Genomic DNA, 11,849 nt, shown 5'->3' on the forward strand with positions numbered 1-11,849 from the left:
TACAAGTACAAAGGTAAAAAAAGTATCTTTGCTAAAAGCGTTTTGTATGAGCACTATTAAATTAAAAAATATCAAGGTGTACGCCTTTCATGGTTGCTTGCTTGAGGAGGGGCAAATAGGATCTGAATACTTGGTCAATTTAACTGTTATTGCAGATCTTTCTGCTGCTGCGGCTACAGATGATTTAGATGATACCGTAGACTATGTTCACCTTAATAAAATTGTGAAAGAGGAAATGGACGTACGTTCTAAACTATTGGAACATGTGGGACAGCGTATTATTGATCGTATTTTTACTGAAATCTCACTTGTTTCTGAAGCTTCTGTGAACGTAGCAAAGGTCAATCCGCCTATTGGAGGTGATGTTGCTAGTGTAAGTGTAACAATGCATGCTAAGAGATAAATGCAAACAAAAAACTTGCTTAAGTAGACTTTTTCACGTTAATCTTATATATTTGCCCCCTGCAAAGTAAAAAAGGAAGTAATTTTTAACTTTGTAACTTATATGGCATCTTGGCCGAGTGGCTAGGCAGAGGTCTGCAAAACCTTCTACAGCGGTTCGAATCCGCTAGATGCCTCCAAAACCTTCAGTAAATACTGAAGGTTTTTTTATTTTAATTTCGTTTCGTCTATAGGGTGCCCTTCCACAGGGGGAATGGGTTTTTCCAATTGATCCATTGGTGAGGGTATTTTTTCCAATTCTGCCTGGACTCTCGAAGGAAAAATTCCTTGAAGTAATAATAATGCACCAAAAAAAGTAATGAGAATACTTACCCACTTTCGGGTCTTCACAATAAATCTGGGGGTCATTTTATTTTTAAGTCTTTTCGCAAGGCTTATCTTCAACAAATCTGTAATAAAGAAAGTGATCAAAACGGTAGATAAAAAATAGAAAACTCCATTTGGACCCGTTGTTAGGGCATTTGCCATTATGATTACAGCAATCCAACCAGCTAAGACACCAAAATTTACAAAATTAAGAAGAAATCCTTTTAAAAATAATCCGCCAAGATTTCGCTGAACTGCGATTGCATGATGTTCTCTAACAATTCTAAAAAGGGAGCGTTGCGTTCTAATGTATGAAATCACTCCGTATGCAATTAATACTGCCCCTCCAAAAATAAGAAGAGCTGGGTCATCTTTTACACGATCTAGTAATTTAGTAGTACTAAAATAAGCAATGAGAATAAAAACAATATCTGCAAAGATCGCTCCTAGATCAAAAAAAAGACCTGCTCTAAATCCTTTGGTAATACTGGTTTCAATAAGTGTAAAGAATACAGGTCCTACTGCAAAAGCCAGTAGAAATCCATAAAAAGCAGCATATCCAAAACCATCAAACATAGTATTTCAAAAGTAATGAAATGTTTTGGTTTGCCAGCCTTTTATCGATTTAGAAAGAAACAGAAATCGACTTTCTAATTTTCAATAATCTCAATTCGCCCACCCGCAAATTTTTTCTTTTTAATGTCTTTTGGATTTCCGAAGATCTTGATGTTTCCGCCTGCAGTTACTTTAGCATCGACAGTTTCTGTTACATATATTTCTGCTCTTCCACCTGCCGTTACTGAAACTTCTGTCGTTTCGGTTTGTAAATCTTTGGCGTAGTATTTTCCGCCAGAATTGATGGTTATATCCTGCATTTTTGCTGCTCCAGAAGCTGAAACCTCACCACCAGAAACAGATTTTACTATAACATTTTCCGAAGCAATGGTTACTTTAATTTTACCACCCTCCTGAGCTTTGAGTTCTAAGTTTTCAGAAATAATTGTTTCCTTAGAGGTAATTACAGAACCTTCATTGGTATCTATAATTTCCAGATTGGTGTAATAAACATCCACAAAGGTATCTTCACCATCCAGCCGTTCACTAGTTTCTAACCGAATGATAAGTACACCTTCATCCTCCAATATTTTTACTTCGTACTTGCGTTCACCACGAATAGAGACCTTTGTTTCAGAAGATTTGATCAACGTCACCTGTATTTTATCAAAGACTTTAACTTCTTTAAAATCAGCTACCATTTTTTCGACCGTATTTTGTGCAAAAAATGATGTGCTTACTAGTATAGCAACAACAAAAAGAAGATTTTTCATCCTCATTTTTTAATCTTTTTTATGTCCCAGCATGATAAAGTCAAGATGTTTCTTTACTAAGTCTGCATTTTTAACTTTTACCATCACTTCATCTCCTAAGGTGTAAGTTGTTTTTGTTTTTTGACCAATCACTGCATAGGCCTCTTTATCAAAAATATAATGATCGTCTCTCATATCCTGATTACGTACCATCCCTTCACATTTGTTTGCAATGATTTCTACATAAATTCCCCATTCGGTCACACCAGAGATTACCCCTAAAAATTCTTCATCTTTATGGTCCTGCATGTATTTAACCTGCATGTACTTGATGCTATCGCGTTCTGCATTGGCAGCGAGATTTTCCATATCGCTAGAATGGCTACAACGGTCTTCGTATTTTTCTTCTTTTGCACTGTCCTTTCCGTCGAGATATCGCTGTAACAAACGATGTACCATCACATCTGGATAGCGTCGAATAGGGGACGTGAAGTGTGTATAATAGTCGAAGGCGAGTCCGTAGTGTCCAATATTATTTGTGGTATAGACTGCCTTACTCATGCTACGGATGGCAAGCGTATCAATTAGATTTTGTTCTTTTCGACCGTTGACATCTTTCAATAATTTATTTAAGGATTGAGACGTAGATTTTCTATCACGAGTGTTTAATTTATATCCAAATTGTTTGATAATATTTTCCAGCGCTGCTATCTTTTCATCATCTGGTTCATCGTGTACACGGTAGACAAATGTTTTCTTCGGATTTTGTTTACCAATAAATTCTGCTACGCTTCGGTTGGCTAGCAACATAAATTCTTCAATTAATTTGTTGGCATCACGGCTTTCTTTAAAATAAACACCTTCCGGATTATTATTTTCATCCAGTATAAATTTTACTTCTACTTTATCGAACGAAATAGCTCCGTTATGCATTCTTTTTTTCCGAAGTATTTTTGCAAGCCGATCCATTTCTAGAGTCGCTTCAGCAATTGCCGGATCTGTATTGTATTGGTTTCCTGTTAAAGAAACTTCCGAAGAAATTGTCGTATTTAAATCTGCAACACTTCCATTCCAATCTGGATTATTATCAATAATTTCTTGCGCTTCTTCATACGCAAAACGAGCATCGCTATACGTCACGGTTCTTCCAAACCATTTTTTAAGTACTTCAGCTTTATCGTTCATTTCAAACACCGCAGAAAAGGTATATTTTTCTTCATTTGGCCGTAATGAACAAGCTCCATTTGATAAAATTTCAGGAAGCATGGGTACCACTCTATCTACCAAATAAACTGAGGTAGCACGCTCATATGCCTCATCGTCTAAAACAGTTCCTGTTTGTAGGTAATGTGATACATCGGCTATATGAATTCCAATTTCATAATTTCCATTTTCGAGTTTTGTGAATGATAACGCATCATCAAAATCTTTTGCGTCTTTAGGATCTATAGTAAATGTGAGATCCTTTCGCATATCACGACGTTTCTTAATTTCTTCAGGATGGATTTTTGTATCCAATTTATTGGCATACACTTCTACTTCTGGAGGAAAATCATAAGGCAAACCGTATTGTGCTAAGATAGAATGTATTTCGGTATTGTGTTCACCTGGCATTCCCAGCACTTTTAGTACCAAACCAAACGGACTGTCGGCTTTTTCTGGCCAATCTTCCATTTTAACCAATACTTTTTCTCCCTGTTTAGCACCATTAATTTTATTCTTCGGAATAAAAATATCGGTATACATTTTATGATCGGTGACATCAACAAAAGCAAAATTCTCCTGAATATCAATCACCCCAACAAAGTCGGTTTTCTTACGTTCAATAATTTTGGTGATTTCACCTTCGGTCTTTCCACCACGACGGCGTTTAAAAACGTATACTTCAACCGTATCTCCTTGAAGCGCCTTGTTTAGATTCTTATTTTTAACCAAGATATCTTCTTCCAGATCTTCCACGATGATATACCCTTGTCCACGGCCTGCTATATCTACTCTTCCTGTATAATAATTTTGAGAAGGGGTAATTATAAACTTACCACGATCGATCTCTTGAATGGTACCTTCAGTTTGAAGTGAACGTAATTTCTTTATAATCTGATTTCTACTGCTAGGATCATCTACTCCTAATTTGGCAGCAAGCTGTTTGTAGTTATAGGGTTTACTGTGATCTTTGCGAAGGATAGCAAGTATGCTTTGTGTTAATCCTTCAATTTTATTTTTTTTATTCCTTTTTTTATTCCTTTTCGGCATAGTTATTTCTTGTATATCGCAAAAGTAGGGCTATTAAAGCGACCTATGTAATTTATTAGGAAAGATTTAGTAACTTCACAGAGAGTGATGCATCTCATGAAAGATTTTAAAACCATAGCAATTTTTACCTTCCCTAGCGAATATGCGGTGCTTCGTTTATTACTAGAACAGGAAGAAATAGATCATGTTTTTTTGAATGAAACCATGGTAAGTGTGTTGCCTTTTCACAGTAATGCCTTTGGAGGTATTCGATTAAAAGTGCATGAGTTGGATATCGAACGAGCTACTCAAATCATAAAAAATATGGATCAGGCTTCCCATTTACGAATTGTTTAATTCTTTTCTCTTCGGAAAGGTTCTTCAAAATCCATAAAAATTCACTTATCAACAAGCTATAGTATATTTCTTTTTTCTTTCTAAATTTTTAAAATAAAATGATGATGATGATGGTATGTTAATAGCTAGCATAACTTTTTAGTAATAATGATGTAAATGTCACTTATAGAAAAATGTGAGTCGCTTATCAACATCTTATAGATACGCATTCTTTCTGAAAAATAAAGGATTAGCTAGTTTCATTAACAACAGTTCAAAAGTTATGTTGACAACTAATATTTAATAACTTTTGCGATACTTACTGTTAAAAAATGAACAGAAAGATCTTATAAATTATAGATAACTGAAGTCTTAAAAATTTGTTAACCTCAATTTTAAAATGATATGGATAAATCAAATGAAATACACAACTTTAGTTGTCTTTTTTGAACAGTTAGATATCAACACTTTTGTTAACGCATTGTTAACTAAACACTATTAAAATGTAATGTGTTGATACATAATACTCATAATTTTATAAACTCTTCAGAAAAAAAAGATTCTTGATAATTAGCATCTAAAACAGTACCTCGAATAGTATAAATAGCAAAAGTATTACCCTCAAGAATTATTCTGTTTTCTTCAATAAATTCATATACTCCAGAGCGGTCATTATTTGCTTCACAATTAGTTCCTGTACGAAGAGTATAGAAATAAGTAAAATCATCATTGAATGTGAGGGTTGTAAATTGATCGCAAGGATCTAATTCCACTTCTGTAACACTTCCATCTTTCCCTAAAAAAAACCGTTTGTCAAGTTGCCACTCGCCAACGATTAGTTCGATATTATTATTTTCATCTTTTGAATCATCTTTATTACAAGAAAACAGAATAAATACAGAAAGGATTAGGCTAATGTTAAGTATAGTTTTCATACGAGGAATTTTGAGCGTTATTTGAACTTCATCGGTTGCAATAAAAATTGTCATCAAGAACTTATGAATGCCTTATATTTGTAAAAGAACATTTCAAGTAAATAAGCACTCCTTTTTCATTTAATAATAAAAACTGGATTGCAAATCAACGAAGTAATTAACTAAATAATAAAGCAGATACTATCATCTGTTTACACACCATGAAAATAGCTATTGGAAATGACCACGCTGGACCCGAGTATAAATTTGCTGTAGTGGACTACCTAAAAAATAAAAAGTACGAAGTGCAAAACTTTGGTACAGATACTAATGAAAGTGTGGACTATCCAGATTTTGTACATCCTGTTGCCAAAGCTGTCAATGATGGTAAAGCAGATTTCGGTATACTCATCTGTGGTAGTGCTAACGGAGTCGCTATGACTGCAAATAAATATGAGAAAGTTCGTGCAGGCATCTGTTGGAATAAAGAAATTACAAGTCTAACACGCCGTCATAATAACGCAAATATCATTTGTATTCCTGCTCGATTTACGGCGATTCCACAAGCTGTAGGCTTGGTAGAGATTTTTTTAGAAACTAAGTTTGAAGGGGGTCGTCATCAAAAAAGAGTCGATAAAATTTCCTGTAGTTAAATATTTGGTTTTTCTACCGTTTTATAAAAGCACTATCTTTAAAACAAAAAAGATTGGAGCATTCACATTCTCATAGCCATATTCACATACATCCTGATTTAAAAGGTAGAAAGTTATTACTTACTATACTTTTAAACATTACAATCACGATTGCTCAGGTCATTGGCGGATTGATCTCTGGAAGTCTATCTTTACTTTCAGACGCACTCCATAATTTTAGCGATGTTCTTTCTTTAATTGTTAGTTATATCGCCGATAAATTTTCAAAAAAAGAAGCTTCTCTCGAGCGCACATTTGGTTATAAACGTGCCGAGATCCTTGCAGCATTCGTAAATGCACTTTCATTAATAATTGTTGCAATTTACTTGGTCTATGAAGCAATCCATAGGTTTTTAGATCCGCAGAAAATAGAAAGTGGCATTGTTATTTGGTTAGCGTTGTTAGGAATCGTTGCCAATGGCTTTAGTGTTCTATTACTTCGGAAAGATTCGAAGGAGAACATGAATATGCGTTCTGCCTATTTACACTTATTAACAGATATGTCTGCTTCTGTAGCTGTCCTTGTAGGTGGTTTATTAATGAAATATTTCGGCTGGTTTTGGGTAGATAGTGTGCTCACTATTTTAATTGCTATATACCTAATGTTTATGGGGTATGATTTATTAAAGTCCTCATTTAAAGTGTTGATGTTATTTACTCCAGAGCATTTACAATTGGATAAGATATCGAAAAAGATCGTCGCGCTTGAACAGGTACAAAATATCCATCATGTACATGTATGGCAATTAAATGAAAAAGAGACCCATCTGGAAGCACATATTGAATTTAAAACAGATATATCAATTTCAGAATTTGATACGATTATAGAAGAAATTGAAGAGTTGCTATTTCATGAATATAAAATAAATCATGTCACCATCCAGCCAGAATTTAATAAAGATGATCCTAAAGATATCATTGTTCAGGATTAGAAGAGCAATGAGTCTTAATTACTAGTAAACAGCGTTTAATTATGGAAATTACAGTAAAAAACTTTTCGGAATTAACGACTATAGAATTACACGATTTGTTGCAGCTTCGAAGCGAAGTGTTTGTGGTGGAACAGAAGTGTGTCTATCAGGATATCGACGGAAAGGATCTAAACGCACTTCATGTTATTGGTACAAAAGAAGGTAAGATAGTTGCCTATACCCGGTGTTTTAAACCTGGGTATTATTTTTCTGAAGCAGCCATCGGTAGAGTAGTTGTTCTTGAATCTGAACGTAAATTCGGTTACGGACATGACATCATGAAAGCTTCAAAAAAAGCCATAAAAAATAGGTTTGCAACCGAATCTATTAAGCTTTCAGCACAAACCTATCTCATTAAGTTTTATCAATCACATGGCTTTGAGCCTATAGGTGAAGAATATTTAGAGGATGGTATTCCTCACATTGCGATGATTACAACTTAATCATATTTTTTTCTAAGTTAAGGTCTTCCAACATAGCGTTGGTAAAACTATAATGACCACGTTTAGTAATCACTTTGAACTTTGCTTTTCTCATTCGGCTAATAACCTCTAACAAGCGCCATTTAGACTTTAAAAGATTTGGCTTTTCAGACTTCAAGCTAATATCGAAGTAATGTTTTATTCCTGCTCGTTCAGCTACGATATCGGGTGTAATTGAAATATCACTGCCCTTTTTATTAAATGAGACGGGCGTTTCGTACCCTTCAATATCTGCTTTGATGTTTTCGTAATCTCTGTGCTCTAAATATTCTACAGCTTCTTTAATTGTTTCTGTGCTTTCGCGTTTGTCTACTTGTACCATAACCAACAATATACAGATTTACATTAAAAATAGCTGTTAATGAAGCGTTAAGCTTTTTAAATTGCCTGGATTTTGATCCGTTTTTTTAGTTTTCAGAAATTAAAAACTATTTTTTAGAGTGCACGGTGCGGTTAAAAGGAATTCCTAATTGTACCGCTAGACTTTCATCGTTTGTATGATCTGCAATGTCTACGCCATACACAATTTTTGAGGGATCTCCATACACAAATGTTCCAAATAGTCTATCCCAAATCGAAAACATATTCCCGTAATTACAATCTGTCCAGGGGAGTTCAAAATGATGGTGGAACTTATGCATGTTCGGGGTGACGATGATCCAGCTCAAACCTTTATCTAATGCTAAAGGCATTTTAATATTAGCATGAGTAAAATAGGTAAATGCAACACTTAGTATTCTGTAGAAAAGATAAAAAGCAATGGGCATTCCCATTAGGATGACCGCTATTAACGCAAATGTTTCCCGAATGATAAAATCAAAAGGATGGTGTCGGGTACCCGTAGTTGCGTCCACGTTTTTATCACTATGATGAACAAGATGTAATCGCCACATGGCTGGAACCTTATGTAATAGATAATGTACTCCATACTGTGCAATTAGATCCAATACCAAAATTGAAAGGATTAATTCTACCCAGACAGGAGCCACAAATTGATGTAACAATCCAAATTTTGAATCAGATAACCAATTAAATACACCTACTGTAACAATACCGAATAGTGCATTTATGACCATTACAAAAAGGAGTAAAATTAAATTAACCTTAGCGTGTTTCCATTTTTTATAGTTGAGAATCACAAGACTATAATAGCCTTCTAAAATCCAAAATATAGCTAAAACAAAAAAGACCCAACCGGCTTTCATCCAGATGGGCATTGTTTCAAAAAAGTTGAGAAAAGCTTCCAAAGTTTATTTTAAAATCTTAGCATATTTGGAGGTATTATTTAAAACCTCAACAGCGGCTAATATTTCCGGATTATTCTCTAGTTGGTATTCGTACAACCCTTCGGTATAGAAATAACGCTTTAAGATTTCATCACTTATGAGCGACTTAATTTCCGCTTTCTTCTTCACTAACGCTTTATCTTTAGCTGTTTCTATAGATTTCATTAATTGTGCATAACTGGCTTCTATTTCACTTTTAAGATCATCATCTTCAGCTTTCCGAAGTGCTTCTGCAAATTCAACTTCTGTAGAGGTTTCATAATTAAAACCTTCCTTTTTCAAATACGCTTGAAAATCACTAAAATCGGCATCCGTAAACTCAAAATTTTTCCAGTCGGTCATCGTATGGCTATAGTAATATTGTGTTGCATAGTTAAAAATAGCATTGTCTTTCAATAAAGCCGTTGTAATGGGACTAAATACAGCTGTCTCCACTTCAATATCGGGTAAAATTCCGCCGCCATCATATACGGTTCTTCCCCCTTTGGTTTTATAAGCGTTGTACTCCTTCGCATCTACACGAATAGGGTCGCCATTTTCATCACGATTCCAATAGTCCAGTGCTTGGATACACCTTCCGCTTGGTGTATAATATCTTGATATAGTAACCTTTAATTGAGTTCCATAGGTTAATTTTTTTGGACGCTGCACCAGACCTTTTCCAAAACTTCTTGCACCTACAATCACTGCTCGATCCAGGTCTTGTAAGCCCCCAGAAACAATTTCACTAGCCGACGCACTTCTTCCGTTTACCAATACTGCTAATGGAATTTCGGTATCTACAGGATCAGTTTGCGTTTTATAGACCTTATTATACTTGGGGATTACAGATTGTGTGGTCGTAATTACCTCATCTTTTGGTACAAATAAATTTACCACATTGATTGCTTCGTTTAGCAATCCGCCAGGATTTCCACGAAGATCCAGAATGATCTTTGTCGCTCCCTGTGATTTTAGATCTTCCAAGGCAGCTTTTGTTTCAGAAGTTGTTTTTCTGTTGAACTTGCGCAGTACGATATACCCAATGTTATCATTAAACAACTTGTAGAAGGGCACTGCTTTTACTGCCACCGCTTCCCTCGTTAGTTTGGTTGTTTCAGTTTTTCCCTGGCGCATATAGGTAATCATAACTTCAGAACCCGCTGTTCCTTTTAAAAGATTTCCAGTGTCATCATCATAATCCTTCAGAAGGGTACCATCAATACTAATAATTTCGTCACCCGCTTTTAAACCTGCTTTATCGGCAGGATAGCCTTTAAAAGGCTCCAGGATGACAATCTTATCTTCCAACGTGCGAACCGAAGCTCCTACACCTGTATAAACTCCAGAATTATTGATACGCGAATCCTCAACCTCCTGTTCTGTCCAATACACCGTATAGGGATCTAGATCTGCCAGCATACCGGTAATAGCCTTGTCCATTAAAGTGGCTGGAGTTTGCTCATCCACATAGTTCATATTTAGCTCTTTGAAAAGCGTTGTGAAAATTTCTATTTGCTTGGCAATTTCAAAAAAGTCATTTTTATAACTTGTTGTAAAACTTACGGTTGAAAGTAAAATTCCAATAGCAAGGATAGGGAGAATGATTTTCTTTTTCATAGTATTATTGTTTAATTCTGTTTTTTCTAATGAGCCAACGTGCTGCAAAGAAGATGATAGCGATAACAATGAGAAGCGGCCATGCATATAAAATTCCGAGGAAAAAGACCGAAATTCCATCCCAACCCCCTGCAAGGGCATTTTTCATTTTTTGACCATACGATTCGGTGATTCCAGTTTCACTTGTTAATTTATACACTTCAATGGTCACAGTGCTCATAGACACCTGACTTTTTAAATATTCTAACCGACCTTGTCGTGCTTCAATTTCTTCTCGAATCGTCGAAAGTTCTCGCTCTATTTCTAGAATTTCTTTTACGTTTTTAGCCTGTTTTAGTAATTCTAAATAACGATTTTCTAGTTCTCTTTTTGCTTTAAGGCGCGCTTCCAGATCTACAAATTCTTCGGTCACATCTCTTGCCGAAATATTGCGTTGGTCGAAATAGTCTACGCCTTCGGAAACACCTTCGATAAACGACATAAAGTTTTGTGAAGGAACACGGACCACGATCGTTCTGAAAATTCGGTTATAGCCTTTTCCTGAATTATCATTTTGAACAGTCCCATTATACTTCTCTACCAACTGAAGAATCTTCGCGTGCGTTGCGGCGGGATCTTTAGATTCAAATTCTAAGTGGCCAGTACGAATGATCTGCTGTTCTCTTTTAGGAGCTGGAGTTTCTTGTGTTATATCACTACTTTCAATAATAGATTCCTCTACTTCATATTCGTCATAACTGTAATCTGCAGCAGACGTTTCGGTCCTTAGCATAGCAGTATCATTGGAACTTCCACCACCGCAACCTGCAGCTAACATGAATAAAATAAGACTAGCTATTTTCATCATTTAATTTTTTAAGTATTTTTTTTACCGAAGATTCCATTGTTGGATAGGGAACATTCTCTTTACTAAGGTATAAAAATAAAAGCGCAAAAGTTGGGCCATTATTGTGTAAAAGGTATTGTTTTTGAAGACGATACGCCTCTCTAAGTTGTCTTTTGATTCGATTGCGATGTACAGCTAGTTTAAAATTTCGTTTTGGAACGGCAAAGGCTGCTTGTGTCTTGGAGGCTTCCGAAGGGAGATAAATAAGTTTGATAGGAAATTTCGTTATCGATTTTCCTTCAGCAAACAGGAGCTCGATGGTCTTTCGGCTTTTCAATTTTTCGGCTTTAGGAAATTTGTGGCTCATACTGTAAAGATATAAAAAGACCCTTCAGTACTACCAAAGGGTCTTTCAATTCTATTTTTCAGAAAAGAA

General features: G+C 35.4%; 14 protein-coding genes and 1 tRNA gene. 6 read left to right on the top strand and 9 right to left on the bottom strand.

Going from position 1 to position 11,849, the window contains the following annotated elements; translation table 11 throughout:
• Positions 1-46 precede the first annotated feature (46 nt).
• Together folB and ACFQO1_RS00620 are read left to right on the top strand one after the other, a co-directional pair.
• Positions 47-403, top strand: coding sequence for a dihydroneopterin aldolase (gene folB / locus ACFQO1_RS00615; RefSeq protein ID WP_380215662.1), 357 nt, complete (start codon positions 47-49; stop codon positions 401-403).
• A 104-nt stretch (positions 404-507) separates the two neighbouring features.
• Positions 508-581 (top strand) — tRNA-Cys (locus ACFQO1_RS00620).
• A gap of 28 nt (positions 582-609) precedes the next feature.
• Here ACFQO1_RS00620 and ACFQO1_RS00625 read toward each other — a convergent pair.
• The 3 genes from ACFQO1_RS00625 to rnr all read right to left on the bottom strand — a co-directional run bounded on the left by ACFQO1_RS00625 (position 610) and on the right by rnr (position 4,328).
• The gene (locus tag ACFQO1_RS00625; protein ID WP_380215664.1) at positions 610-1,344 is read right to left on the bottom strand and encodes a LysE family translocator; all 735 of its coding nucleotides are present in this window, start codon (positions 1,342-1,344) and stop codon (positions 610-612) included.
• 74 nt (positions 1,345-1,418) lie between these two features.
• Complete coding sequence (locus tag ACFQO1_RS00630) at positions 1,419-2,096, bottom strand: head GIN domain-containing protein (protein ID WP_380215666.1); 678 nt, start codon at positions 2,094-2,096, stop codon at positions 1,419-1,421.
• A 9-nt stretch (positions 2,097-2,105) separates the two neighbouring features.
• Positions 2,106-4,328: a ribonuclease R gene (gene rnr / locus ACFQO1_RS00635; protein ID WP_380215668.1), complete on the bottom strand. Its 2,223-nt coding sequence runs from the start codon at positions 4,326-4,328 to the stop codon at positions 2,106-2,108.
• A gap of 96 nt (positions 4,329-4,424) precedes the next feature.
• Between rnr and ACFQO1_RS00640 the strand changes: the two genes are divergently transcribed.
• A complete protein-coding gene (locus tag ACFQO1_RS00640) occupies positions 4,425-4,664 on the top strand; it encodes a putative signal transducing protein (protein WP_380215670.1) in 240 nt (79 codons plus the stop codon).
• Between the two features lie 506 nt (positions 4,665-5,170).
• Here the strand turns inward: ACFQO1_RS00640 and ACFQO1_RS00645 are convergent.
• Positions 5,171-5,578, bottom strand: coding sequence for a lipocalin-like domain-containing protein (locus ACFQO1_RS00645; protein ID WP_380215672.1), 408 nt, complete (start codon positions 5,576-5,578; stop codon positions 5,171-5,173).
• A gap of 200 nt (positions 5,579-5,778) precedes the next feature.
• On the opposite strand from ACFQO1_RS00645, the gene rpiB reads away from it, so the two are divergent.
• Genes rpiB through ACFQO1_RS00660 form a run of 3 tightly spaced genes read left to right on the top strand, consistent with a single transcriptional unit; the run spans position 5,779 to position 7,663 of the window.
• The gene (rpiB, locus tag ACFQO1_RS00650) at positions 5,779-6,210 is read left to right on the top strand and encodes a ribose 5-phosphate isomerase B (protein ID WP_380215674.1); all 432 of its coding nucleotides are present in this window, start codon (positions 5,779-5,781) and stop codon (positions 6,208-6,210) included.
• Between the two features lie 53 nt (positions 6,211-6,263).
• Positions 6,264-7,181 carry a cation diffusion facilitator family transporter gene (locus ACFQO1_RS00655; protein ID WP_380215676.1) on the top strand — a complete coding sequence of 306 codons (918 nt, stop codon included), beginning with the start codon at positions 6,264-6,266 and terminating at the stop codon, positions 7,179-7,181.
• A gap of 41 nt (positions 7,182-7,222) precedes the next feature.
• Entirely contained in the window at positions 7,223-7,663 is a 441-nt protein-coding gene (locus ACFQO1_RS00660) for a GNAT family N-acetyltransferase (protein WP_380215678.1), read from the top strand.
• Here ACFQO1_RS00660 and ACFQO1_RS00665 read toward each other — a convergent pair.
• The 5 genes from ACFQO1_RS00665 to rnpA form a co-directional block, all read right to left on the bottom strand.
• The gene (locus ACFQO1_RS00665) at positions 7,653-8,024 is read right to left on the bottom strand and encodes a hypothetical protein (RefSeq protein WP_380215680.1); all 372 of its coding nucleotides are present in this window, start codon (positions 8,022-8,024) and stop codon (positions 7,653-7,655) included. The genes ACFQO1_RS00660 and ACFQO1_RS00665 overlap by 11 nt on opposite strands.
• Before the next feature lie 106 nt (positions 8,025-8,130).
• Positions 8,131-8,949, bottom strand: coding sequence for a sterol desaturase family protein (locus ACFQO1_RS00670; protein WP_380215682.1), 819 nt, complete (start codon positions 8,947-8,949; stop codon positions 8,131-8,133).
• 3 nt (positions 8,950-8,952) lie between these two features.
• The gene (locus ACFQO1_RS00675) at positions 8,953-10,587 is read right to left on the bottom strand and encodes a S41 family peptidase (RefSeq protein ID WP_380215684.1); all 1,635 of its coding nucleotides are present in this window, start codon (positions 10,585-10,587) and stop codon (positions 8,953-8,955) included.
• A 4-nt stretch (positions 10,588-10,591) separates the two neighbouring features.
• Entirely contained in the window at positions 10,592-11,434 is an 843-nt protein-coding gene (locus tag ACFQO1_RS00680) for a DUF4349 domain-containing protein (RefSeq protein ID WP_380215686.1), read from the bottom strand.
• Positions 11,418-11,780, bottom strand: a complete 363-nt coding sequence (rnpA, locus tag ACFQO1_RS00685) for a ribonuclease P protein component (RefSeq protein ID WP_380215688.1) — start codon at positions 11,778-11,780, stop codon at positions 11,418-11,420. The genes ACFQO1_RS00680 and rnpA overlap by 17 nt, the downstream gene beginning before the upstream one ends.
• Between the last annotated feature and the right edge of the window lie 69 nt (positions 11,781-11,849).

The organism is Jejudonia soesokkakensis (genome assembly GCF_042664795.1).
Classification (GTDB): Bacteria; Bacteroidota; Bacteroidia; order Flavobacteriales; family Flavobacteriaceae; genus Jejudonia; species Jejudonia soesokkakensis.